Source organism: Bifidobacterium sp. WK041_4_12, assembly GCF_041080795.1.
GTDB lineage: Bacteria > Actinomycetota > Actinomycetes > Actinomycetales > Bifidobacteriaceae > Bombiscardovia > Bombiscardovia aquikefiricola.
Genome location: NZ_CP129674.1, coordinates 1889146 through 1915075 on the forward strand (window position 1 = coordinate 1889146; position 25930 = coordinate 1915075).

A 25930-nucleotide genomic window follows, 5' to 3' on the forward strand; every position below is an offset into this window, starting at 1 on the left:
CCCCTAGGCTACAAATCGAGAGGCGTGATTTTGTATGATTCCACAAAAATCTGGAAAGTGCCGAAATCTAGGATGATGACCATTCGGTTGCCGCAGCGTTGGCTGTGCGCAGCTGGCTGGCTTAATGAAGCCAATAATCCGCCCTGTGGATAGCCCCGTGGATGTAGGGCTCCGCGAGGCGACCATGAACAGGAGGGCAAGGGATTGAATACATCGACAAAGGAAGCATCTTCTGAGGAACGTTCCAGAATTTTTGATAACAAAAGCCTGGCAAAGGTTGCAGTGTTCGCCGCTGTGATTTCTGCGATGAGCTTCGTGCGGATTGCCGTTGGTCCCGTTCCGATCACTCTGGAAAATCTGGGAATCATGCTGACAGGAGTCGTTCTTGGACCATGGCTTGGTGCGTTGTCGGTCATTTTGCTGCTTGCACTGACGGCTCTCGGACTGCCTTTGCTCGGTGGCACTGGCGGTTTGGCTGATTTCGTTGGTCCTGCCTCCGGCTATCTGCTCGGATTCGTCATTGGAGCGTTCGTCATCGGCCTTATCGCACATAGCGGGAAAAAGCTCAGCGCATGGAAAACCGCTCTGGCCTGCCTTGCAGGTGGCATGCTGATTCCATACATTTTTGGCATTCCAGTCACGGCGCTCGTCATCAATCAGCCGCTTCAGACCGCAGCATACAGCGCGCTCATCTTCATTCCGGGCGATATCGTGAAAATCATTGTCGCAACGCTTATCTCTTCTGCGCTGTGGAAGGCTTATCCAGCGGCATTTCCAGAAAAGCTCCTTGCACAATGATCGAATTCCGATAAAAAATAACGAGATTGCGAGTTTTGTTGCCTTTTCCAAGTATAAGGGTCCATTTTCATTGAATTTGGTGACGATATTTCAACGTTTTCAGCGTTGGTACTTCAACATTGTCGCAAAACTCGCAATCTCATTCCTAAACCACCGACTTTAACCAGCAAAGTGAGCATCGTGAAGATGGTAACGCCAGATTTCGAACACAACAGCACATCCGTGCACACGAATGCGCTCACCTATCGCGTTGGCGAGCGCTTGATACTCGATAATGTCTCATGCGAGCTGAGCGGGGCGAGCATTGCGATTTTAGGAACGAACGGATCGGGAAAATCGACCTTCCTTCGCCTTATTGACGGCTTGGAGCGCAGGACATCGGGAGACTTGCAGGTGCTGGGACTTGACCCATCACGCAAGGCCAAGGAACTCCACACAAAGATCGGCTTCGTCTTCACTAATCCCGATACACAGATCATCATGCCCACCGTTGCCGAAGACGTGGCTTTTTCATTGCATGGAGCAGCCATGAGCCACGAGGAAAAAGAGGAAAGAGTGAAAGAGCAGCTCGCAGAACTGCATCTCTCACAATTCGCCAATCAGCCGGCGCATTCGCTGTCTGGCGGTCAGAAGCAGATGCTCGCACTGGCGGGAATCCTGATACGAGAACCTCATATGCTGCTCGCCGACGAACCTACGACCATGCTCGATCTACCGAATGCAGAACGCATCTCACACATGCTGCTCAACAACCGCAACCGGCCAACGCTGATTGCCACGCACGATCTTGAACTGGCATCCCATTGCGAGCTTGCCATGCATTTCCACAACGGTCAGATAGTTGAAATCGATGAAAGCGGCAAGGTTATCGAAGACTATCGAAGATACTGCTCACGCATCAGTGCCGACATGCCGGGCACGCGGCTGGGAGGTAACGCATGATCGCCATGTACGTTCCCGGCCACAGCCTCTTGCATCGCTGCCCCGCCGGTTGGAAGATGCTCTTGATTTTCGTCATCTGCGCCATTCTGGCCTACCCTGAACTCCCCTTGTGGATCCTGGGAGTGCTGGCAGCCGCATGCGCACTGCTCTATTGCCTCAGCGAACTGGGTTGGCGCGTGTTCGCCAAGCAGCTGTGGATTTGTCGCTGGATTATCGCATTCACCTTTATAGCTCAGGTCTGGTTCACCCCGATTCAGGCGACCGCCTTCACCACCGCGCGTATCACGGTCATGGTGCTGTTCGCCGCATTGATGACGCTGACCACCCCGCTCTCTGAAATCTTTGGAAGCGTGGTGCGGATACTGCAACCATGTCGACGTTTCGGTGTGAACACCGACCGCATCGGCGTTGCCGTTTCTTTGGGAATCAGCGTGATTCCGATTATCTCCGCATCGATGAAAACCGTTCGCGAAGCAAGCCAGGCTCGTGGCGTGCGTACTGGCATCATCCTCGGCATTCAGGCCTGGGCCGTCCCGCTGATGGTTTTGGTGCTCAAGCAGGCCGACGAGCTTGCCGATTCTCTCGATGCCCGAGGAATATGATGCCGGATGCCTGACGCCGCAGTCAGGCCAGGTACTACAATCATGGACGATGAGTAACTCACGACATGATTCGAAATCACATCCTCGTTCCATTCTGAGCATTCTGCGTTGGGTTTGCATAACGCTGGTCTGCATGTGGATCGCACTGTGCACCTCAGTGGGGCCAATCTATAGGGCGAATGCCTCAATAACATCATATTCGTGGGTGAATGCGCTGATCTTCATCGCCACTCTTGCCATCACCTTGGGAATTGTCATCGCCGTCATGCGCTGGGCTTGCGCATATCAAGGCACGGTGAATTATTCCGCTTCGACGGCCGAAGCCCAAGGTCAGACTTCTTCGCACCCGAAGCTGATATCACCACTGGCATCACGACTGCGAGCATCGTTGCTCTGTCGTCGTCCAACTCGTCTCGCGCTGCGTGCCGTCTCGCGAGGATGGTCGAAGCTCACACCGTGGATCATGCGCTTCACATCGAACCGTCGACGTCTTTTCCTCGTTTTCGTAATCGGCTGGCTGTGGGCTGACGTGACGCTGCTCGCGGCATACGGCGCTGACATCCACTCGCAAATCAATGAATTCAACCTGTGGTGGGCGAACCTGCGCGGCGTGAAACTGCCGTATCTCCAAGGCTTCACGCAAATGGACATCTATCCGACAGCACACTATCTGTGGCCAAAGAATCCTACCTATCTCACCGATCAGCATAACTATCTGCTCACCCTGTTCTATGGGGCAGTAGTTGCAGTATTGCGAAAGCTGAGTGGATCAGACGATGCGGGCATCGTCGCGCTGGCTGCCATGCAGATGCTTTTCGCCGCATTCTGCTGCGCATCAACGGCGAATCGATTCTTTAATCATGGAATGCGAACGGGCAGCACGCACGCAGCATCCCCGCGATTCTCGGCATCGGCAGGCCCCAGACTCGCCATCATCGCGCTGTTCCTGCTGACCCCAATCAGTGTTTTCAGCACGATTTCAATCACCAAGTCGCCCGCATTCGCCTATTCCTTCGTATGGTGGATTGGCACTCTCTACGCTTTCTACCGCGCGACCCCGTTACGACGTTCCTTGCATGGCAGCGATGCCAACGCAAAGCCTGCGAATGGCAACATATCGTCAACGGCAACGGCACGCATACCACGCTCTCTGAAGATCGAACTGGCAGTCAGTTCACTGCTGATGCTGAGCACGGTGAAATATGGCGTGTATGTCGTTGTCGTTCAGCTTGTTCTCTCGCTGCTTGCTGACCGCCGTCATTGGAAGAGCTATGTGCTCTGCATGCTGGTTCCCGTTATCGCATTCGAAGCCTTGCTGATGAGTCTGGTCTCTGCAGGAGCCGTGATCCAGGGCGACCCCATCGAGGCGAAAGGCATTCAGCTACAGCAAATAGCCCGCGTTGCACAGCGAGATCCTGCGAACATTCCCGCTCAGGCGCGCCAGCAGCTCGAACCAATCCTTGATCTCGACACCATGGCCTTGCGATATAACCCGAACGATGCCGATCCGGTGAAATCGTCGGGCGGCACACACAAGCTCACCGTATACAAATGGCGAACGGTCACCGCAGCGGACATGACTCAGTTCAACAGCGCATGGCTTGCCATCGGCATGAAGAATCCGGTGCTGTACATCGATGCCTTCATGGCGGAATGCTATGGATATTTCGACGTGACTGACGTGCCCTACGTGTCGATGAACTACTACGTCAACAATGGATACGTCCAGGACTCAAGCACCTGGATCAAGAATTGGTCGCATACGTGGCGTGATAAGGTCGCGGGCTTCGCCTTTGTCTGGGGCAGGACTCCGGTGCTTGGATGGCTGACCAATGGAAACTTCTGGCTGGTGCTCTCATTGCTGCTTATCTGCATTGAATTCGCGCTCAAACGCTTCCGCGCGCTTTCGTACCAGACCACACTGCTGGTGCTGATAGGTGTGATGGTTTTCGCACCGGCCAATAACTATGACCGTCATATTCTGCCTCTGGTCTTTGTCTTCGGCTTCCTGACACTCGCTTTCGTCAAAGACACACAGGCACTGGCAGCTAGGGATGACGCTGCAAGCTCTGACGCTCTGCGGACCGCAAGGGATGGCAGACTCAGTGTGGAAACCACCGCAGCAGCGTTGCGCATCAGTCACACTCACTAAGCTGGTCACTATGAGTAGGCCAAAATCATCACGTTCCAGCGGCAATACCCTGGCAAAGGTCGCCCGTGACGCCGCTGCACTATTCAATCCTGAATTGCGCAGATCAGGGCAACGCGGTGATGAGGAGAATGCACGCGATTCGAAGAAATCCTCGAACTCTGCGCATAGTGCTGCCAAGGAAACCAAAGAATCCAAGAATCCCAAGGCTACTGGCAAACGCGCGGGCGAGCGGACGGGTAAGCGCGCCGAAAAGCGCGCCGACATCGACATTCAGGCAATGGAACAAACCGAGGACGCACAGTTTTCTGGCATGAATGCCGTCACCGTTGCAGACGATGCGCAGAAGGTTGAAAAGGCTGCCAATGACCTTCGACTCAAAACGAAGCATGATGCGCAGCCAAGACTTCCCCAAGAGGTTGAACAGGCACTGAGCAAAGCCCTGAGCCACCTCGATCATGATCTGGACTGGTACAAGAATCTGAGCGCTACCGACAAGAACCTTCTGACGCTCATCATTCGAACGGCCGTCGCGGATTTCATCGCATGGATGGCGCAATACCGCAAGTCCCCCGATTCGGCGACAGGACCGCGTCCTTCGACCGATCACATCTTCTTCGTCGCTCCCCTAGAATTCACCAAGGCTATCAGCCTGCATCAGGCGCTTGAGGTCACGCGCTTCATCGTCGATATTCTTGAACGCAATGTAGAGGGTTTCGCCGAAGAGGGCAACGAGCAGGAAATCCGCAACGGCATGCTCTACTATGCCCGTGAGGTCGCATTTTCTGCGGCATCGGTCTATGCCACATCCGCCGAAGCGCGAGGCGATTGGGATGCCCGCATAGAAACGCTTACCATCGAGGATCTGATCGATGGCGTCATCGACCATCAGGTTGTGGCCCGCATGAGCATGCTGGGATGGCCTGTGGACTACCATTGCTTCGCCGTTATCGGGCGACTTGCCGATACCAGCGAAATGGGTTCCGGCGTGACGCAGCGCCGCATGCGCAGCCTGATTCGAGGGCACGGCGCAGAATGCATGATGTCAAGCCATGACGAAATGCTCATAACGCTTATCGACCCTCGCGGCCACGGCTCACCCGAAGAGCTCTGCGAGCCGCTGCTTCGATATTTTGATGACAGTCCAGTATGTCTGGGACCGCTTCGCTCACATATCGAAGGCGCTTCTGAGACCATCCGTGCTTCGCTGAATACCGTCGCAGCCACGCCCGCACTGGTCGGCATGGATATGGCACACGGCATCCCCCGGCCACTGCGTGCCGACGATGCACTCCCCGAACGTGCACTGTTTGGCGATGACGAAGCCCGCAATGAGCTCTATACCAGCATTTATAAGACCTTGCGCAGCGACGACAGCGAGAACCCTCTGCTCAATACCTTGCAGACCTTCCTGCTTTCCGGCAGTTCCTTGGAAATAACGGCCCGTGAACTCAACGTGCATCCCAACACCGTACGCTATCGATTGAAACGTTCCATCGAAATCACAGGATGGGATCCTATGAATCCTCGCGAAGCTTATGTACTGCTCACCGCCGTGAAGATTGGCCTTATCATTGACGCGCGCAACGCTAACACCTCACACACCTCTCAAGAGTAAATACACTGCCTCTTTCGAAGAAGATTGGTGTGAGAGCGTTAATTGTGAACTTGGAAAAGTAGACAAGCCTTCAGCGGACCGATATCACATCATTGTGGGCGAAAAATGGCCCTGTTGAGAGCCTCTATACTTTGAAGAGTTCACAATGAGCGCAGTGTCTAGCTTGGTCGGGCTGCAGCTTCAAGGTTTTGCATATTTCATGGAGGCATGTTGATATACCGCTTGCACTGTATGTGTCCGTTGATGGGCAGGCACAGCACAATCAGACGACGACCAATCAGCTCAGCACACTTCTCACGAAAGTGCGACTCATAACAAGTATCAAGGGCTCTCCCAAGGGATGTCCGCGCGCTGTATCAGACCCATAAAACAGTGATGCCCAGCGGGTTGGCGCTGGGCATCAGAGTTACGAATACTGCGTTATCACGACAGGGTTATCACGACAGGATTGCTGGATCCAGAGGAATTCCTGGGCCCATCGTTGAGGTGATCGTGGCCTTGGTGATGTAACGGCCTTTGACGGTGCTTGGCTTCAAACGCTTGACTTCGTCGGCAACTGCCTTGAAGTTCTCGTCCAAATCGCCTTCCGCGAAGGAAAGCTTGCCGACCAGGAAGCTCAAGTTGCCGTGCTTGTCAACACGGAACTCAATCTTGCCGCCCTTGATGTCGGTAACAGCCTTGGCGACATCCATGGTGACGGTGCCGGTCTTTGGGTTTGGCATCAGACCACGAGGTCCGAGCACACGGCCGAGACGGCCGACCTTGCCCATCATGTCTGGGGTTGCAACGACTGCATCGAAATCAAGGTATCCGTCGGAAACCTTGGCGATCAGCTCGTCATCTCCAACTTCATCGGCTCCAGCTTCGGTCGCTGCAGTGGCCTGTGGGCCACGAGCAAAGACGATGACCTTGGCGGTCTTGCCGGTTCCGTGAGGAAGATTTACAGTTCCACGAACCAACTGGTCGGCCTTGCGAGGGTCGACGCTGAGACGGTACACAGCCTCGACGGTCTCGTCAAAACCGCGCTTTGGCAGGCTCTTCAGCAGAGCAATTGCCTCGTTCGCAGTGTAGAGATTGTCGCGATCGACCTTTTCGGCCGCCTCGCGGTATTTTTTAGAACGCTTTGCCATCTGCTTCTCCTATTCAGCAGTCGCGGTGCGGGCTAGCGCGGCCCTACCGCTTGAACGAATGTTTCAGTCGGTAACCGTGATGCCCATTGAGCGTGCGGAACCTTCGATGATCTTCATTCCGGCTTCAACATCGCGAGCCGAGAGATCAGCCATCTTGGTTTCTGCAATTTCACGAACCTGTGCCTTGGTCACTGAGCCAACCTTGGTCGTCAGAGGGTTTGCTGCACCCTTGTCAACGCCTGCGGCCTTGCGAAGCAGGTCAGCAGCCGGTGGGGTCTTGAGCACGAAGGTGAAGGTGCGATCTTCAAAGACCGTGATTTCGACAGGAACAACCTGGCCCATCTTGTCTTTGGTGGCATCGTTATATGCCTTGCAGAAGTCCATGATGTTCACGCCATGTGAACCCAGTGCTGGGCCCAGCGGTGGAGCAGGATTGGCTTTGCCGGCCTGAATCTCGAGCTTGATAAGCGCAGAGACTTTCTTCTTAGGAGCCATATTCCGGTTCTTCTTTCTGTAAAGCGGTTCTAACGGAACGGTCAGGTTCCTCCCGCAACTTACCTGTATTTCTTGTTGAGCCAAAAGAGGCTCAGAGCAACTTATCAAGTATGCATGCAGTACCCGACAAACGCAAGCTATGAAAAACGGACGCAAGGTGCATGCCTTGCGTCCGTCTGAAAAGCTTCAGAGCAATCGAATCAGGAAATCTTCTCGACCTGGTCGAAACCAAGCTCGACCGGCGTATCTCTGCCGAAGATGGAGACCAACACCGTAAGCTTCTGGGTGGCTGGCTCAACTTCGGAGACAACGGCAGGCATCGTCGAGAATGGACCCTCGGTGACGGTAACCTGATCGCCAGCCGCGAAGGAAACCTCAACTTTGCGCTTCTTGGCTGCCGCAGGCTTGTCGCCCGATTCCTTAAGAGCCTCGGACGCAATCATCGGAGCCATCATGTTGACGACCTCTTTACGTGACAACGGCGCAGGCTCACGCGATGGGCCAACAAAGCCGGTCACGGCTTCGGTTTCGCGAACGATGCGGCGCGCATCCTCGTCAGGCCACATGCGAATAAGCACATATCCGGGAATGCGGACGCGGGTGACGATCTTCTTGCCTTTGTCGGTATGCTTCTCGACCTCTTCCATAGGAATCTCGACCTGGAAAATCTTGTCTTCCAAACCGAAGGAAGTCACTCGGGATTCAATGTTGGCTTTGACGCGCTTCTCATAGCCTGAATAGGTATGCAGCACATACCATTTACCTTCGAGCGTGCGCAGTTGCTTGGAGAAAGCCTTGACGGCCCGCTCCCCTGCGTCTCCCTCTTCATCGGCCTCTTCAGCAGAGTCATCGGCTGGTTCAGCATCCGCCGCATTCTCGGAAGGCGTGGTAGCAGGTTCCGCTTCGGCAGTAGTATCGATCATTGGATCATCTGCTGACTCAGCAACGGCCTCCGTGTGCGGATTGACTGACAGATCGGCGGTTGTGCCGGAAGTCACATCGCTGGCGGGATTATCGTCGTCCGTTGTCTTGGGAAGTTCATCGACCTGCTCCTGAGGCTGATCGGTAGAAACTGCTGGATCCCCTTCCAACGGTTCCTTATCGGTAGCTAGACCGTTCTCGAATTGCCGAGCATCATTCAATGCCTCGTCGGCAACCGGAGCCTCGTTATCGATGTTTTCTTGTTCATCAGTCATTCAAATATCACCTTTATGAGATTGATCTCAGCCGAATACCAAAAGCACGAGCTTACCAAGCCCTATATCCATAACAGTTACGAACACCATGAGAATCAGCACGAAGACGAATACGGCAACAGACCACAGCAACAAATCCTTGCGTGTCGGTGTCACAACCTTGCGCAACTCGTCAATGATCTGCTTGATGAACTGGCCAATGCGCATGAAGAAGTTGGGCTTTGGGTCCTGATCTCCAGACCGTTGTGACTTCGCCATATCTGTCCTTCGTTCGCAATTATCGACTTACTTTGCAGGGAAGGCGGGACTCGAACCCACAACCTACGGTTTTGGAGACCGTTGCGCTACCAATTGCGCCACTTCCCTAAGTGAACTTTGCCCATACTACTCACCTCGCTGGAGATTTTCGTCTCGTTGGGCAAAACCGCCAAATCGACAGTTTAGCGTTCAAAATGCATTTCGTCCACTTGACATCGCGTCCGCTGCGAAGTTTCCTGATTTTGCATTGCGAATCGGCACCTGACCCGGCAAGGAGGGCGGTTGATGTTTCAGGCCTCAGCCCAAGCCTTGAACCGTCTGATGCCTTCGATCAGATCCTTGTCGTCAAGCGCGTACGAGAATCTCAGATAACCTTGCGCGCCGAAGGCCTCGCCGGGCACGGCGGCAATATGCGCCTCTTCGAGAAGCAAGCCTGCAAGATCGGCTGAGGAGCGTGCGACGGCTGCATGCGGGCCGTGAGGCTTGTTCAGCAGACCTGTCACATTGCAGAAAGCGTAGAATGCTCCCGTTGGGTTCGGGCAAAACACACCTGGAATCTCATTGAGCATCGATTCGATATGCTGCCGCCGAATGTCAAAAGCCGAACGCATGCTTGCGACGGCGCTTAGATCGCCCGAGACTGCAGCCAATGCAGCGCGCTGGCTCACATCCGACACATTGGAACTCAGATGCCCCTGGAGTTTGGAGACTGCCTGTGCGAAGTACTGCGGTGCAATGAGCCAGCCGACTCGCCAACCGGTCATGGCGAAGGTTTTGGCGACACCGTTGAGAACGATGAGCTGTTCGCGACATTCGGGGACTTCCGCACCAATATGGCATGTCACGGTATTGCCATAGGTCAGGTGCTCATATATTTCGTCTGAAAGAATCCATATATGATGCTCGATGGCCCAATGAGCTATGTCACGGGTCGTTTTCGCATCCCAGACCGAACCGCAGGGGTTGGATGGCGAATTGACGATAATCGCCTTGGTCTTCTCAGTGCGAGCGGCCTCAAGCTGTGCGACCGTTGGCACGAAACCATCATCGACTGATGCAAGAACGCTGACCGGCTTGCCGCCCGCCAGCTTGATCATCTCGGGGTAGCTTGTCCAATACGGGGCAGGAACGATAACCTCATCGCCTGGATTGATCAGCACCTGCAGTGTCTCATACACCGCCTGCTTACCGCCATTGGTCACCACAACCTGCACAGGGTCAACGGCATATCCCGAATCGCGTTCGGTTTTCTTGGCGATAGCCGCTCGCAGTTCAGGAAGACCTGCGGTTGGCGTGTACCGGTGATTCCTTGGATCCTGACATGCCTGAGCAGCGGCATCGACTATATATTGTGGGGTCGGGAAATTAGGTTCCCCCGCGCCAAAGCCTATGATGTCAATCCCGTCGGCTTTCATTGCCTTTGCCTTGGTATCAACTGCCAATGTTGCGCTCGGCGCAACGTTTTGAATGCGATTGCTCAGAGTTTGCCATGCTTGTGCGGTCATGCCTCACACTGTAGCCCGCCGACTAGAAATTCACCCTCAAATCCGACTCCAAACTTCGACACTTCGAGTTTTGCGACAATTGTGGAGTATAACCACCTAAAATCATTGGTTTTGAGGCCCACATTTCACCGTTTGTAGTGGTTGATACTTCGCAATTGTCGCAAAACTCGCAATCGTGGCTTGATTGACTCATACCAGCACGAGATTATCGCGATGAACGAGCGGATGCGCGTATTCGGCACCGAATTCATGCTTGAGTTCTGATGTATTCTTGCCGAGCATCTGGGCGATCTCTTCGGAATCGAATGAAGACAGTCCCTTGGCTAGATGATTGCCCTCTTCGTCGCATATCCACACAGGGTCTCCAGCCGAAAACTCTCGATCCACGGCGACGACGCCCGCTGCAAGAAGACTTGCCCTGCCGCCACGCACCGCCTGTGCCGCACCATCATCGACGATGAGTTCACCACGAGGTGCGGCAGCATAGCCAATCCACAGTCTGCGCGAGCTGCCACGGTGACGAATCGGCGCGAATGCGGTGCCGACCGGATCGCCCAACATGGCAGGTCCGGCGTTCTCAGCCTTGGTAAGCACGGTGGGAATGCCCGATGCTGCAGCGACGTGAGCCGCTTCAAGCTTGGTGACCATGCCACCCGTGCCTAAGTCTGAACCCGAACCTGAAACTCGTATCTTGTCCAGAATCTTTTCCACGTTAGGGACATAATCCAAACGTTTGGCACCCTCTTCGCAAGGGGGCGCGGTATAGAGACCATCAACATCGGTGAGCAACACCAGAGCATCGGCGCGAACCAGGTTGGCGATCAGAGCAGAAAGACGATCATTGTCGCCAAAACGAATTTCATTGCTTGCCAGAGCGTCGTTTTCGTTCACGATTGGCACCACGCCAAGCTGAAGCAGACGCTTCAAGGTGCGCTGGGCATTGCGATATTGCACGGACCTGATGGTGTCAGCTGCCGTAATCAGAATCTGACCTACACGGATTCCATATCTTCCAAACGCCGCCTCGTAATGGGCCATCAGCAGTCCCTGTCCCACGGAGGCCGTGGCTTGCTGCGTGGTGACATCGGCCGGTCGGGCATCAAAGCCAAGCGGCCCGAAACCGGCTGCGATGGCACCGGAAGAAACCAGCACCACATTCGCACCCATCCGACGAACCTCGGCAAGCGCTGCAACCAGTGCATTCAGCCTTGCCACATCGAGATGACCCGTTGACGACGTAAGCGAACTCGAACCAACCTTGACCACGACGGTTTTTGCCTGAGCCACGCTCGAACGCACTTGCGCCTGGGACGGTGTGGTCATGCTCAAAAGCCTCCTCGAATTACTGTCTGACGCCGACAATCGCAGATACGACGAACGTCAATCCCACAATAGCGTGATTACTCGTTATCGCCACTTTGCTCGTCACTTTGCTCGTCATTACTTTGAGCGTCACTGCCGCTGAGCATGCTGCCCTCGTCATGAGGATCATCCTGAACGGCTGGATCAGCCCAATGGCCTGCCTTGCGCTCCGCCATCATGGCATCTCTGACGGCCTGCTTGGCATCCATCATCTCGTGATATTGCTCGCGTCGTTCCGAGTTGGTCCTTCTGCGAGTTCGGCCAGACTGGTCTTCGAGACGCAAATCCTTGCCGCGCGAGGCCATCGGCTCGCCATCAAGCATTTCAGCCCCTGCAGCGATGGTCGGATCCCAATCGAATGCAACGGCATTCCTGCCCGTGCCGATATGAACCTCATCGCCCGGACGCGCGCCAAGTCTGCGCAGGGAATCCTCGACTCCGAGCTTGGCCAGACGATCAGCGAGATATCCCACAGCTTCGTCATTGTCGAAGTTCGTCTGCATGACCCAACGTTCAGGCTTGACACCGGTTACGGTGAACCAGTGATTGCCGTCACGATCCTGCTCGCGCTTGATATCGAAGTCAGTGCTGAATCCACCTTCATCGGATCTTCTGCTGCGACGACCCGTCTCCAGCGGCTTGATAAGCACTCGCTCTTCCTGAGCGTCCTCTTCCTTCGCCTGAATCGTCTTGCGCAATTCATCGACAAGCGAGGCAAGCGCGAACTTGAGCTCCTTCAAGCCCTCATGTGATGCCGTTGAGATGATGAAGGTGCGCAATCCCATCTTCTCGAACTCGCCGCTCACGAACTGGGCCAGTTCCTTGGCCTCAGGCACATCGGCCTTGTTGAGCAGAATAAGACGTGGACGTTCGGCAATCGGAATCACGCCGAGCGGCAGATCAAGGCTTTCCGCATACTGAGCAAGCTCATGCTCAATCGTCGTATAGTCCGCCACGGGGTCGCGGTCAGGCTCCATGGTCGCGCAATCGATGACATGAGCGATGATTTCCGTGCGTTCAATATGGCGCAGGAATTCAAGCCCCAGCCCCTTGCCTTCCGAGGCACCGGGTATGAGCCCTGGGACGTCGGCAATCGTGAAACGCTGGTTGCCCGCCTCGACCACACCGAGATTGGGCACCAAGGTGGTGAACGGGTAGTCCGCAATCTTCGGCTTCGCAGAGCTCAGCGCGGCAATCAGGCTGGACTTGCCCGAGCTTGGATATCCGACCAAGGCGACGTCTGCGATGGACTTCAGTTCGAGAACGACATCGCGTTCCTCTCCAGGCTCACCGAGCAATGCGAAACCCGGTGCGCGACGTGTTTTGTTGGCCAGCGCACGGTTGCCAAGCCCCCCATTGCCACCTCTTGCAGCCACGAAGGTATCGCCGATATGTCGCAGATCGGCAAGCAGCGCACCTGGACGCTTCTGCTCTCCAGAGCCTCCCTTGGCAGTGAAGACAACGGTTCCGACCGGCACCGGCAAAATCACGTCGCCGCCATCGCTGCCATCCTTGTCGTCGCCAAGACCCATGGTTCCTGAGTCGGCCGTGCGATGAGGCATGAAGCGATAGTCCAGAAGGCTCGTGGAATTCGACTCAGCGCGAAAAATTACGGAACCGCCCTGACCGCCGTTACCACCATTCGGGCCAGCGAGCGGCTTGTACTTCTCGCGTCGGATGGACGAGGCTCCATTGCCACCATCGCCACCTTTGACATGAACCGTCACACGGTCTACGAATGAGCTCATAACGTTTAACCTTAATCAAGAGAACACATACAAAGAATATTCAACCAGCACATGTAATCAAGCAACATATGCAAAAGGCCGCGCCTTCACCGGGCGCGGCCTAAAAAATCAACTGTGGTCAGTCTGAAACCACATCAACGGTCTTGCGATCGCGACGAACTCCAAACTGAACGCTGCCATCAGCCAGTGCGAACAAGGTGTGATCCTTGCCGATACCGACGTTCTGACCCGGGTGGAAGTTGGTGCCGCGCTGACGAACAATGATGTTTCCAGCAACAACGGCTTCTCCGCCGAATTTCTTTACGCCGAGGTACTGCGCGTTTGAATCGCGCCCGTTGCGAGAAGCGGAAGCGCCCTTCTTATGTGCCATCTTGTTTCCTTTCCCGAAAAGTCCGAATGCCCCGTATCAGGCGATTGCGGTGATTTTGACGGAAGTAAGCTTCTGACGGTGACCCTGCTTGCGTGCCACGCCAGTCTTGTTCTTGAACTTCTGAATGTGAATCTTAGGTCCCTTGGCCTCATCATCCACAACCTCACCGGTTGCAGATACCTTAGCGAGATCCTTGGCGGCTACCGTTACCTTGGTTCCGTCGACAAGCAAGGCCACTGGGAACTCAACGGTCTCACCGTTTGCCTTGTTAAGACGGTTGACGGTGATGATATCTCCGACCTCAACCTTTTCCTGATGGCCACCGGCCTTCACAATCGCGTACATTACCCTACCTTGCCTGTTCTGAAAGCTATATCTCTGTCTAGCAATCTACCATCATGGACGAACAGTCTATGACAGGCATGGCTAGACACCGACTATCAAACATACACGCCCCTCTGTACTTACGTCAAGTTCTGTTCGTATTGTTCAGCCGAGTGAGCGTGTAGTGCTCGAATCGTTCCCTTGCAGCTATTCCTCGTCGCTCTCAGGCTCGGTGGATGCGGCTTGAGCGGCAGCGGCGATTTTCGCCAGCTTCGCCTTCACATCAGGAGATGACACTCCCGAACCACCCTGCTCCTGGGTCTCATGGTGAGCATGCTTGGTCTTGACGAAGGGATCGCCACCCTTAAGAGCATAGGGATCGCCATATGATGCAGAAATGGTGGGCTCGTCATGAAGGATGAAACCTCGACCCTTGCAAGTCGGGCATTCCTCCGAGAACGCCTCGACCAGCCCCTGTCCGACACGCTTTCGCGTCATCTGAACAAGACCGAGGGAGGTAACCTCGGCAACCTGATGCTTCGTTCTGTCTCGAGCAAGGCATTCAAGCAGACGCTTGAGCACAAGATCACGGTTCGCCGGCATCACCATGTCCACATAGTCGATCATGACCATGCCACCGATGTCACGCAGCCTCAGTTGGCGGGCTATCTCTTCGGATGCCTCAAGATTGCAGCGCGTAACCGTCTCTTCAAGTGACTTGCCCTTGCCGATGTATCGGCCGGTGTTCACATCGATCGTCGTCATGGCCTCAGTACGGTCGATCACGAGCGAACCGCCTGAAGGGAGATAGACCTGACGTTCCATGCCCTTGCGCAGCTGCCCGTCGATATGCCATGTGTCGAAGACATCGGCACCCTGATGGTCGGCAGGTTCCCATTTGGTCAGTCGACTCTTCAAGTCAGGAGCCATCGAATCAATGTATTCCTCGATGCGCTCATAGACCTTGTCGCCTTGAACGATAAGTGATTGGAACTCGTCGTTGAAGATATCGCGGACCACGCGAATCGCAACGTCCGGCTCACCCTGCAGCAGCTTCGGCTTCTTGAGGATAACCGTGGTCTTGCGCTTGCGATCAATGATTTCCCACTGCTTCATAAGGCTTTCAAGATCCTTGGTGATGGCCTCTTCCGTCGCATTCTCTGCAGCGGTACGAATGATCACACCCATATCCTTCGGCGCGATTCTGGCAACGATAGACTTCAGCCGAGTGCGTTCGCGCTCGGTCAGCTTGCGACTTACGCCAGTCATGCCGCCCGATGGCACAAGCACGAGGAATCTACCCGCAAGCGTCACCTGAGAAGTCAGGCGTGCACCCTTGTGTCCAATCGGATCCTTGGTGACCTGCACGAGCACGGGATCGCCCGATTTGAAGGCAAGCTCGATTCTGCGCGGCTGCCCTTCCAACCTGGTGGTGTCCCAATTCACTTCGCCCGCATAGAGCACGCCGTTTCGTGCCTGCCCAATATCGACGAATGCGGCTTCCATGCTGGGCAGGACGTTCTGCACGCGTCCGATATAGACGTTGCCGACTGTGGCAACCTCCTGAATGTCTGAAACGTAGTGTTCAACGAGAATATCGTCTTCAATCACCGAGATCTGCGTATGCTGTTCCTTTTCGCGGACCACCATCTCACGCTTCACGTTTTCACGACGCGCCAGGAAGTCCTGCTCAACGAGCTGCATCTGGCGGCTTCGGTCACGACGATTGTCACGACGGCGCTGGCGCTTTGCCTCAAGTCGCGTGGAACCTTGAATGTCGGTTATCTCGTCAATGTATTGCTGCTTGCGAGAGCGCCTTGGCGTCGAAGCGCTCTCTTCGGAACGTGACGATTCAGCGGATTTGGTGGAACGTCTTCTTCTACGACGACGGGTGCCTGTGGTTTCATAGCTGCCATCATCATCGGATTCGCCTTCGCTATGGTGGCGGTGGCGGCGACGGATGCCACTGAGCTGCTCGTCATCACGATCTTCCTCGTCATAATCGTCATCACGCCCATGACGCTTGTCTCTGAAAGAATCCTCCGACTCATGATCGCGTAGGTTGTCGTCCTCGTCACGTCCGTTACCATGACGATCGTTCTCTGTGCGACTGTTCTCGGTGCGGCTGTCTTCGTCCTTGCGAGCGCCACGGTTGCGGCGACGCTTCGAAGCTCTGGATAGTCTGAATTCGTCCTCGTCGATTGGCGCATAGTGAATCTCGTCGTATTCAAGATCCTCTTCGATGTGCTCGACCTCTGCAGCGGCGCGACGCTCCTGGGCATTGAGCCGCTGCGTGCGCTTGCTGCGCGACTCATGCTGGCTGTCTTCCTGCACATGGCGCGAGCGGCGGCTTCTATGCCGAGACTCGCCTTGCTCCTGCTCGTCCTCGTCTGCGCTGGATGACGCCGTTTGTGAATCCTGCTCGTCAGCATGGGTATCGTCATTGCCACGATTGGATCCGTTGTGTTCACGCGAGCGTCTGCTCCGTCTTTCGCGCCTGTCGGAATTCTGCCTGTCAGAATTCGTCGTATCTTCGGGCTCTTCAGCTTGCCCGTCGGCTTCCCCATCGACATCAGAGCTATTGTGCCTTGATGTTTCTGCGGGGATCACTGGTTCCTGGAAGAGCAGTGATGTCATGGGTCGAGCTGCTGCGGGCGCATGGTGAGATGCAGTGGTTGACAGCGATTCAACGGCCTCTTGCGCCCTCGACTTTCTTTCGACGGCGTTATCCTTCTTGGATACGGCCTTGTTCGAATCGATATCGTTGTCATCAACGGCGGCCTTGCGGCTCTGTGTGGCAGGTGACTCAAATTCGAGCGCATCCAGACGCTTGGTACGCCGACGCGTTCTCGTCGGGGTATGCGAAGCTTCGCGTTGTGCAGACTCGTGCTTCTCGGCTCTGCCCTTCACGGCAGTGCTTGTTGCAGGAGCGCTCTTTGCCGATGCATTCTTTACGGATGTGCTCGTGTCTGGAGCCTGTTGTTCAGACTCCTGATTCTCGACACGGACCGGCACATGCGCATTTGCGGCTCCGGCAACGCGGACGACGCGTCTGCTGACTCTGCGGCGACGTGGCTGCTCGGGTTGTTCCGAACGCTGCGTTGGTGCTGACTGTTCAGTTGTATTAGTGATATTGGTCAGGGTCTTGTTCTCGCCAAGACCCTCTTCTTGCGAATTGGGCACGATGCTCCTTGCGGCATGCTGCATCATGCCACTCTCCGTGTCTTCAGGATGCTCACTCTACGCTCTCACCGTAGCTGCGTAATCTACGCTCCTTGAAGACTCCATTAAAAAGTCGTCCTAAACAAAGGCGGACACCGTCGCCTGCTTCACGTTCCACAATCTGCGTTTCACAGAGATTGCAGGGGGATCAACGCCTTGCTAGTTGGTGATATGCAGAATCACCAACTTCAAGTATTGCACACACCTGCATTCTGCGAGTCACATTGGTGTAAGTTCTCTACAAACGTGGCGTAAATCACTGCGGTCTCACACGCTTCGAAGCTGAAGGAAGGATTCCATGAAATTCGGTTACAGATTCGACACGATTCGATGAAATTTCGGCTATGACAGCCATTTCGTCAGAATATCGGTCATGGTGTATAAATCATCGACGGGAACCTGCTCGTCATGCTTGTGCGCCAGCAGAGGATCCCCTGCGCCGAAGTTCACGGCCGGTGTGCCAATCTGAGAGAATCGGGCGACATCCGTCCACCCCATCTTTGCACGAGCTTCCTGCTGGGTCTCTTCCATAACCAACTGCGCCAGGGATTTGCTGAGAGGTGCATCCATTCCCGGTCTCGCCGATGGCGATTCGTCATGCATCACGATGCCATACCCTGCAAAGATGCCACCAGGAGCCTTCACTTCCTCAGAGCCGAGCTGAATGCCGCTTTGTTCGCCAAACATCAGACTTTTGGCTTCCTCTATGGATTTGTCCGGTGCGAAGCGGTAGTTGACATGCACTCTGCATTCCTCGGGAATCACGTTGGTGCCACTTCCACCGGAAATCATCGTTGCGTTCAGCCCCTCCTGATATTCGAGTCCGTCTACGGTGAATGCACGCGGTTCGAAGGCATTGAGACGGTTCAGGATGTCGGCAGCCTCATGGATGGCGTTTCTTCCCATCCATGCTCGGGCAGAATGCGCGGCGATGCCATGGGTTATCACATCGAAGCGCATCGTTCCATTGCATCCACCCTCGATGGCGCACGATGTCGGCTCGCCGATGATGGCGAAGTCGGCCTGAATCCAATCAGGGTGCGCCTGCGCTACCTTACGCAGACCATTATGTTCGGCAGCGACCTCTTCGTGGTCATAGAACACGAAGGTCAGGTCATATGTGGTATCCGTCAGCGTCGCCGCGAGATAGAGCATCACGGCATCGGATGCCTTCATGTCGGCCGATCCCCTGCCCCACATCACTGGCGACGATGGATGCGCCTGCGCGATCTCTGGGCGAATCAGCGAATCTCCCGGTTCAAGCCAGCGCGGCGGAAAGTTGTGAATCACTGGAACGGTGTCAAGATGCCCAGCAAGGACCACGCGCGCATCACGATTGCGGTGCGTCAAGGCAACAACCGTGTCACCGAGGCGACGCACCTCAAGATGCTGCTGCGTTCGAAGAAAAGTATCGACGGCATCAGCCAATGCATGCTCGTCGTCACTCACCGAATATATGTTCATGATCTGTTCGAATATGGCATCGAGCTGACGGCGTTCTGATGATCGAGTATCGAGGGTGATGGCCGTTGCGGAACTATCTGAGGAAGCATGCATGTACACATCGTAGCGCGTCGCCAATCATTTGTGCTCAACCACCTGCGCTCAATCAACTGTGCTCAACCACCTGTGCGAATTGCAGTAATTCCGCCATTCTGTGAGACAGGCAGACGGCAAGGCTTCGGTTGCACCTATAGTTGTGCTAGTTCACAATACGGGAGATTCATCAATGCTTGGTCTGTTAAGCGCAATGCAGGGCTTTTGCATCATCGGAATCGTCATCTTTGTCGGTTATATCGCTTCCCGGTACCGTATAGGCGGTCCAACGGCGCAGATGGTGCTCAACCGTTTCAGTTTCTTCGTTTCGAGCCCCTGTCTGATGTTTGCCGTGATGGCAAAGCAGCCGCTGAAGGTCATCGTTCATCCGAGCATCATCATCGCGTTCTTCTCAGCCGTGATAGTCGGCGGCTTGTTCATTGTGCTCAACAAGCTGTTCTTCCATATGAATGCCGCGGACACGACCATAGGTGCACTGAATTCCCTCTATCTGAATTCAAATAACATCGGGCTTCCCGTAGCCACATACATTCTTGGCAATCCAGCATTGGTCGCACCCATTCTCGTGATGCAGCAAGCTCTGTTCACGCCTATCGGACTGACAACCCTCGATGTGAGCACGAAGGGCAAGTTCTCGCTGAAAGCCGTGCTTCGTCAGCCACTGCACCAACCGCTGCTGATCGGTTCGCTCAGCGGCATTCTGATTTCAGCAATCAACGCCTACAGCGGGCACTTCGTCATCCCTGATTTTCTTTTCAAACCGATTGATATGATCGGCGATTCCGCAGTGCCCATGATTCTGATGGCTTTCGGCATGTCGCTGCGAGGCAGCCAGCCCATGCGCAAGGGCACGAACCGCAGAGCAACCGTGACAGTCGTGATGCTGAAGAACGTCATCATGCCCATCGTCGCCTTCATCATTGCTTACTTCTTCATGGGCTTCCGTGGCGTAGAACTCTATGGATGCGTGGTGCTCGCAGCGCTGCCGACCGGCCAGAACGTCTATAACTATGCAGCCCGATACAACGTCGGGCTAACATTCGCGCGTGACGGCATACTCGTCAGCACCATCACATCGCCGTTAATCATTGCGATCATTGCCGGAGTGCTGAGCTGAACCGAGCTGACTGTTCAACATGCGGCGTGAAATCTCCTGCAAGCGTTCGGCGAATTCGTTCCAGTCTTTCTGCAGCGGGGAAATCAGCTTGTACTGCGCGACATCCTTGAAAGGAACCCATTGCACTTCAAGGCTCTCGTCATCATTGGCCTTGGGAACCACGGTGTGACCTGGCTTTTCGAATGCGAACACGGTCGTGTACCCCCAAGGACCGTGATCCTCAAGATACGAGCCTTCGACCTCGATATCGTCTGGGCGAATGTTGGCTTCTTCGAAGCTTTCGCGCAAGGCACCTTCCAAAGGGCTCTCGCCGTCGGATGTGGCACCTCCAGGTGCTCCCCAGGTACCGCCCTCTGCACTCCACAGCGCACGATGCTGCAACAGTATGTCCGTCACCTCGCCGGTCTGCTCGTTGCGACGGGCGAGCAGCACTCCTGAAGCGCCGTTCAAGCCCCAGTGACGATGGCCGCACAGGCATTCAATCCAGCCATCTCCAGGCTGATGCACGTTGTCCTTGGGAGCAACCGGATTATCGGGATTCGATGGGCTCTTGTCTTCACGGGTCAGATTCCACAGATCCGTCCATGCGATTCCCAGACTCTCGATCATGCCTCGCAAGGTGGGAACGCTCAGACCGATGACACCGCTTGGATCGCCTTGGATGCTGGCGATGAACGCGCTGCCGAAACCTTCAAGCGTGAACGATCCGGCAACTTCCAATGGCTCGCCGGTGGCGATATATGATTCGATGTCATCGTCGCTCAACTCGCTAAACGTCACTTGCGCAGAGCTCACGGCGTGGAGTTCCTTCCCGCTTGCCAGATCGATCAGGCAGTGGCCCGTCCACAACGTTCCGGTCTTGCCGCTCATCAGGCGCAGACGTGCGCGAGCGCGTTCCTTGTCATGAGGCTTGCCGTAGGTAATCCCATCGAGGGTGAACATAGAATCGCAGCCGACCACCAGTGGGCCAATCTCCATCGTCGACATACCCTGCTGAGACTCGATTGCCGCCTGCATCGATTCGACGGCGCTGATTGTGCCGTGCCCATCCTTGAGTGGCGTGCTGATCTGGCGGTATCCGCGAGCATTCCTGGCCGCTTCCTTGACTGCCTTGAAGGATTCTGCGACGGTTTGCGCCTTGACACGCGACAGTGCGGCAACACGTTCCTGAGCCGGAATCTGATCCGGATTCACGTTCTGTCGCTTCGCCATGTCGAGAATCACCGAACGCTCGTCAACATGCGAATCGCGGATCATCGGGCATATACCCGCGCTATACAGCAAGTCACGTCTTGGACGTGAATGGGATGCCAAAATCAGCGGTACTGCCATTGTTCTCCTCTTATACACACATGTCGTGCATTTCAATCGTCGTCGGGCAACATCAATCCGTTACCAATATCTCTGTCCAACACGCTGCCCATGCTGCCCAACACGCTGCTTCAATCTCTGCTTACGCGCACGCCCTGCGAATCAATCGGAAGGTTGAGCAGATTCCAATGCCCGGATTCCAACTGTTCCCCCGCGAGCTGCTTCAATTCCTGACTGATTTCGCCATAATGCAGCACGATTACGCAAGGGCCTGCACCAGAAATCATAGCCGCAAAGCCATGAGCTCGCAGCGAATGCATCAATGCAGCCGACTGGGGCATCAACGATGACCTGTAAGACTGATGCAAACGGTCCTGCGTGGCGTAGAACAGCAGCTCGTTGGAGCTGTCCCCATCTGCAGACTTCATCGCGGCAGGCAGTAGCCCTGCGCGAGAGACGTTGAACACAGCATCTGCATAGGGAACCTTGTCAGGAAGGCTCTTTCGTGCCTTGCTGGTCGAAAGGGAAAAGTCGGGTACGAACACATAGGCGGCCACTTCAGGCGAGACTAGATAGTTGACCGTGTGGAAGCCTTCGACGAAGGAAGAACCATGAATCGCCGTTTCACTGACATGCTGAGGTCTCTCGTCATCACTGGGGCAACAGTGCCATGAGAACGTCAATCCTCCATAGACCGCAGGTGCCACATTATCGGGATGCCCCTCGGCCTCTGCCGCGCGCGTGAATACATACTCGCGGTCAAGGCTGCTTGCTGGATCCTGGGCGAGCGCTCTCGCCGCTGCGGTTGCAGCCACAATCGCCTCTGCACTCGAACCCATGCCGCGAGCCTGGGGAATTCTGTTCTCGGCGACCATGTGCAGAGAACGTCGCGGCAACCCTAGCGATTCACAGGTATCAAGGAAGGTGCGAACGATGAGATTGCCTTCGTCACGAGGCAGTGTGTCCTGGCCTTCGCCGTGAATCTCGACCTCGATGCTGGAGTCCCCCACAGTTCCAAGCGTGAAGGTCACATGGTCACGCCTATCGAGAGCCAGACCAACCGAGTCGAATCCTGAGCCGAGATTTGCGCTCGTCGCCGGCACCGATACGTGGATGGTGTCGCGTTGATTGACATCGGTGGTCATGGTGTTCGATTCACTCATCATCAAGCCCCCAGGCTGTGGATTGCTGCTGTGGATTATTGCTGCCGTGTTCTGTCGTTGACCTTGAAACTGACGCACGGCATCGATGCTGCCGTGCCAATTTCCTGGAGATGGCTCTCAATTCAGAACGCGAATGATTGAAGCGTCGCCTGTTACCGCGTCGAGCTGCGAGACTGCCTTCACTGCTTCTCTCAGGGTGATTTCGTCACACAGATGAGTCACGATACGCAGCTGCTGAACCTCGCCGCTGTAACCCGGGTCATGCTGGGTGGGTTTGATGTCCTGGTTCACGCCATTAATCGAAATCTCACGGTCTGAGAACTCCTTGGCAATGGCAGTGAGCACGCCCGGTCGATCATGAATCAGGAATCGAACGGCAAACGCAGCTTTCGACGCATTCAAAGGAGCCTTCGGTAGGTTCGCATAGATCGGTATCACAGGGCCCAGCGAATGCTGCGCAATATGACGAGCCTCGGTCACCACATCGCCCACCACTGCGGAAGCGGTGGGAGCGCCACCTGCGCCACGACCATAGAACATCAGATCGTCAGCGGCCTCAGCTTTGACGAACACGGCATTGAAGCTGCCGTGCACGGTTGCCAGCGGATGATTCTCGTCCAGCAGCGCCGGATATACGCGGGCCGAAATGCCTGCTTCGGTCTGTTCAACGACTGCCAGAAGCTTGATTACCTTGTGCTCTGCACGGGCTGCGGCAATATCTCCTGCGGCAATGTGAGTGATGCCCTCGACCGGAACGTCATCGATGCGAACATCCGTATGGAACGCAAGCAACGCCATGATGGCTGCCTTGGCAGCGGCATCGTGGCCTTCGATGTCTGCTGTGGGATCAGCTTCGGCAAAGCCCTTCGCCTGCGCCTTCTTCAAAGCCTCGGCAAAATCGATGCCCTTCGTGGTCATCTCGTCGAGAATGTAATTCGTGGTCCCGTTGACGATGCCCATGACGCTCAAAACCTTGTCGCCAAGCAGGGATTCGCGCAATGGGCGGACGATTGGAATAGCGCCGCCTACGGCTGCCTCGAAGTATATGTCAACGCCCTGTCTGGAAGCCGCCTCATAGAGTTCAGGACCATGCTTCGCGAGCAATGCCTTGTTCGCGGTCACGACGCTCGCGCCCGATTCGATGGCCTTGAGCAGGAAGGTGCGGGCAGGTTCGATGCCGCCAATCAGCTCAATCACTATGTCAGCGCGCGAAGCCAGCTCTGCGGCATCCGTGGTGAGCAGCGACTTGTCAATCCAAGGGTCTGTGACCGAGCTGGGATCGAGAACGGCGATGCCCACCAACTCGATGGGTCTGCCGATGCGGCTTGCCAGCTCATCGCTTTGCTCGACCAGCAGTCTTGCAGTCTGCGAGCCGACGGTTCCTGCTCCCAAAAGAGCCACGCGAATCGGCCTGTTATTGTTTTCTGACACCGGTGAGTCCTCCCAATAGAGAAAAGCGTTACGAATCTAGCATTATCCTACGAAATCAGTCTGACGAGCATATGAAAGCCCTTAGCCTTGATCCAAAGCCAGCAGATTGTCAATGGTCAACGCCTTCACCAGGACTCTCGCCTTGCCTTCACAGATGCCGACAACCACAGGAGTTGGCAACTGGTTGTAGTTGCTTGCCATCGTACGGCAATATGCCCCGGTGACGGGGACGGCAAGAATGTCGCCGCGCTTGAGATCAGCCGGAAGTTGGGCATCATGAACGACGATATCCCCTGATTCGCAATGCTTGCCGACAACGCGGACGAGCATCGAACGCTCGCTCCCAGAACGATTTGCCAGACGCACTGCGTAGTCGGCGCCATAGAGTGCCGGCCGGATGTTGTCACTCATGCCACCATCGACGCTGACGTAGGTTCTGACGGTACCGTCCGAAAGCTGGACAGGCTTGATCGTTCCGACGCGGTAGAGCGTAACCCCCGAAGGGCCTGCAATCCAGCGACCGGGTTCAAATGACAGTATCGGAGCTGGAAGGCCCAGACGATGCGTTGTCTGCGTGATCGCATCTGACAGCTCAGCCATCGTTGACTCGATGTCCATGGAAGTGTCGTTGTCTGTGTAGGCGATTGAGAACCCGCCACCCACATCGACTTCCGGAAGCATGAATCCATCGGTTGCCCAGAAGGTGCGGCGCAACAGCATGAGTCGCCTCGCGGACTCCACATAAGCGGTCGCATCGTGGATCTGCGAGCCGATATGCGCATGAATGCCAACAAGTTCAAGGTCTTCGCTGCGACTATGGATGTCTTTGAGCACCGCGAGCGCTGGGCCGTCGGCAATCGCATCCATCGCTTTCACCAGATCAGCGTCGACGTTGTCCCGCGCCTCTGCCGACGTGTGGGAATACAGCGAGGAAATCTCCACCGCGCCATGCGCCTGGGCATTGCCTGCGTCAGGCACCTTCTGCGTTGTCTGAACATTCGATGAGGATTCATGGGAAAAATCAACGTCAAGCGCCGTTGCATCACTGCCGCTCTTCAGCAGCGGAACTCCGAATTTCTGATCCTCATGGGCAGTCGAGATGTACTCGTGACCCCCAGCATGGATTCCTACCGTGACGCGGAGCATCACGCGGGCAACCTTGCCAAGCCGATGCGCAATCGCTGCAATTCGAGCTGGTTCCTCAGGTTCATCAACGACAATCTTGGCGAAACCCTGCTCGATGGCAAGCTCGATCTCTTCGTCTGACTTATTGTTGCCGTGCAGCACCATGCGACGGCCGGGAGCACCGGCTGCCAGAGCAATGCGCATCTCACCCATACTGCAGGTGTCGATGTAGAGGCCCTGCTTGAGCAGCATGCGTACGACATCCTTGCTGATGAAAGCCTTGGTCGAATAGCTGACGTGTGTCGTCACATTCGGGAATGCCGTTACGGTCACGTCGCGGAACCATTGGGCGCGACCAATCATGGTATCCAGATCCATCAGATATAGCGGCGTGCCGTAGCGATCAACGAGCTCTTCCACACCGATTCCGCGAAAACGCATCTGACCGTTGCAGATCTGTGTGCCCGCTGGCCATATCGGTGTGATGCCTGGTGCTCTGTTCATCGT

At 55.4% G+C, this 25930-nt stretch carries 21 protein-coding genes and 1 tRNA gene; 6 read left to right on the forward strand and 16 right to left on the reverse strand.

What is annotated here, in order from left to right; translation table 11 throughout:
* The first annotated feature begins 204 nt into the window (after window positions 1-204).
* The 5 genes from QN215_RS07940 (at window position 205) to QN215_RS07960 (ending at window position 6109) form a co-directional block, all read left to right on the forward strand.
* Window positions 205-798, forward strand: coding sequence for a biotin transporter BioY (locus QN215_RS07940; protein ID WP_369343781.1), 594 nt, complete (start codon window positions 205-207; stop codon window positions 796-798).
* Between the two features lie 186 nt (window positions 799-984).
* Window positions 985-1740 carry an energy-coupling factor ABC transporter ATP-binding protein gene (locus QN215_RS07945; protein WP_369343782.1) on the forward strand — a complete coding sequence of 252 codons (756 nt, stop codon included), beginning with the start codon at window positions 985-987 and terminating at the stop codon, window positions 1738-1740.
* Window positions 1737-2342 carry an energy-coupling factor transporter transmembrane protein EcfT gene (locus tag QN215_RS07950; RefSeq protein WP_369343783.1) on the forward strand — a complete coding sequence of 202 codons (606 nt, stop codon included), beginning with the start codon at window positions 1737-1739 and terminating at the stop codon, window positions 2340-2342. The genes QN215_RS07945 and QN215_RS07950 overlap by 4 nt, the downstream gene beginning before the upstream one ends.
* Window positions 2343-2391: 49 nt before the next feature.
* Window positions 2392-4494: a DUF6020 family protein gene (locus QN215_RS07955; RefSeq protein WP_369343784.1), complete on the forward strand. Its 2103-nt coding sequence runs from the start codon at window positions 2392-2394 to the stop codon at window positions 4492-4494.
* Window positions 4495-4504: 10 nt separating this feature from the next.
* Window positions 4505-6109, forward strand: a complete 1605-nt coding sequence (locus tag QN215_RS07960) for a PucR family transcriptional regulator (RefSeq protein ID WP_369343785.1) — start codon at window positions 4505-4507, stop codon at window positions 6107-6109.
* A 437-nt stretch (window positions 6110-6546) separates the two neighbouring features.
* Here QN215_RS07960 and rplA read toward each other — a convergent pair whose 3' ends face one another.
* From rplA to dapE, 12 genes are all read right to left on the reverse strand, one after another.
* The gene (gene rplA / locus QN215_RS07965) at window positions 6547-7239 is read right to left on the reverse strand and encodes a 50S ribosomal protein L1 (protein WP_369343786.1); all 693 of its coding nucleotides are present in this window, start codon (window positions 7237-7239) and stop codon (window positions 6547-6549) included.
* A gap of 63 nt (window positions 7240-7302) precedes the next feature.
* Window positions 7303-7734 carry a 50S ribosomal protein L11 gene (rplK, locus tag QN215_RS07970; protein ID WP_094692578.1) on the reverse strand — a complete coding sequence of 144 codons (432 nt, stop codon included), beginning with the start codon at window positions 7732-7734 and terminating at the stop codon, window positions 7303-7305.
* A gap of 200 nt (window positions 7735-7934) precedes the next feature.
* Window positions 7935-8930, reverse strand: coding sequence for a transcription termination/antitermination protein NusG (gene nusG, locus QN215_RS07975; RefSeq protein ID WP_369343787.1), 996 nt, complete (start codon window positions 8928-8930; stop codon window positions 7935-7937).
* A 27-nt stretch (window positions 8931-8957) separates the two neighbouring features.
* On the reverse strand, window positions 8958-9188 hold the full coding sequence (secE, locus tag QN215_RS07980; protein WP_369343788.1) for a preprotein translocase subunit SecE: 231 nt from the start codon (window positions 9186-9188) through the stop codon (window positions 8958-8960).
* Between the two features lie 35 nt (window positions 9189-9223).
* Window positions 9224-9296, reverse strand: a tRNA-Trp gene (locus QN215_RS07985).
* Between the two features lie 182 nt (window positions 9297-9478).
* Window positions 9479-10693, reverse strand: coding sequence for a pyridoxal phosphate-dependent aminotransferase (locus tag QN215_RS07990; RefSeq protein ID WP_369343789.1), 1215 nt, complete (start codon window positions 10691-10693; stop codon window positions 9479-9481).
* Window positions 10694-10882: 189 nt separating this feature from the next.
* On the reverse strand, window positions 10883-12016 hold the full coding sequence (gene proB / locus QN215_RS07995) for a glutamate 5-kinase (protein ID WP_369343790.1): 1134 nt from the start codon (window positions 12014-12016) through the stop codon (window positions 10883-10885).
* Window positions 12017-12093: 77 nt separating this feature from the next.
* Window positions 12094-13803 carry a GTPase ObgE gene (obgE, locus tag QN215_RS08000; protein ID WP_369343791.1) on the reverse strand — a complete coding sequence of 570 codons (1710 nt, stop codon included), beginning with the start codon at window positions 13801-13803 and terminating at the stop codon, window positions 12094-12096.
* A gap of 118 nt (window positions 13804-13921) precedes the next feature.
* Window positions 13922-14173, reverse strand: coding sequence for a 50S ribosomal protein L27 (gene rpmA, locus QN215_RS08005; protein WP_094692571.1), 252 nt, complete (start codon window positions 14171-14173; stop codon window positions 13922-13924).
* A gap of 36 nt (window positions 14174-14209) precedes the next feature.
* Window positions 14210-14518 (reverse strand): 50S ribosomal protein L21, encoded by a 309-nt coding sequence (gene rplU / locus QN215_RS08010; protein ID WP_369343792.1) that lies wholly within the window; start codon window positions 14516-14518, stop codon window positions 14210-14212.
* Window positions 14519-14704: 186 nt separating this feature from the next.
* Window positions 14705-17680, reverse strand: coding sequence for an Rne/Rng family ribonuclease (locus tag QN215_RS08015; protein WP_404978491.1), 2976 nt, complete (start codon window positions 17678-17680; stop codon window positions 14705-14707).
* A gap of 381 nt (window positions 17681-18061) precedes the next feature.
* The gene (gene dapE, locus QN215_RS08020; protein WP_369343793.1) at window positions 18062-19276 is read right to left on the reverse strand and encodes a succinyl-diaminopimelate desuccinylase; all 1215 of its coding nucleotides are present in this window, start codon (window positions 19274-19276) and stop codon (window positions 18062-18064) included.
* Window positions 19277-19448: 172 nt separating this feature from the next.
* On the opposite strand from dapE, the gene QN215_RS08025 reads away from it, so the two are divergent.
* Complete coding sequence (locus QN215_RS08025) at window positions 19449-20393, forward strand: AEC family transporter (RefSeq protein WP_369345119.1); 945 nt, start codon at window positions 19449-19451, stop codon at window positions 20391-20393.
* Here the strand turns inward: QN215_RS08025 and QN215_RS08030 are convergent.
* The 4 genes from QN215_RS08030 to QN215_RS08045 all read right to left on the reverse strand — a co-directional run bounded on the left by QN215_RS08030 (window position 20358) and on the right by QN215_RS08045 (window position 25927).
* Complete coding sequence (locus QN215_RS08030) at window positions 20358-21725, reverse strand: Maf family nucleotide pyrophosphatase (RefSeq protein ID WP_369343794.1); 1368 nt, start codon at window positions 21723-21725, stop codon at window positions 20358-20360. The genes QN215_RS08025 and QN215_RS08030 overlap by 36 nt on opposite strands.
* 110 nt (window positions 21726-21835) lie before the next feature.
* Entirely contained in the window at window positions 21836-22870 is a 1035-nt protein-coding gene (thrB, locus tag QN215_RS08035) for a homoserine kinase (protein ID WP_369343795.1), read from the reverse strand.
* 114 nt (window positions 22871-22984) lie between these two features.
* Entirely contained in the window at window positions 22985-24298 is a 1314-nt protein-coding gene (locus QN215_RS08040; protein ID WP_369343796.1) for a homoserine dehydrogenase, read from the reverse strand.
* 81 nt (window positions 24299-24379) lie between these two features.
* On the reverse strand, window positions 24380-25927 hold the full coding sequence (locus QN215_RS08045; RefSeq protein ID WP_369343797.1) for a diaminopimelate decarboxylase: 1548 nt from the start codon (window positions 25925-25927) through the stop codon (window positions 24380-24382).
* Window positions 25928-25930: the final 3 nt, after the last annotated feature.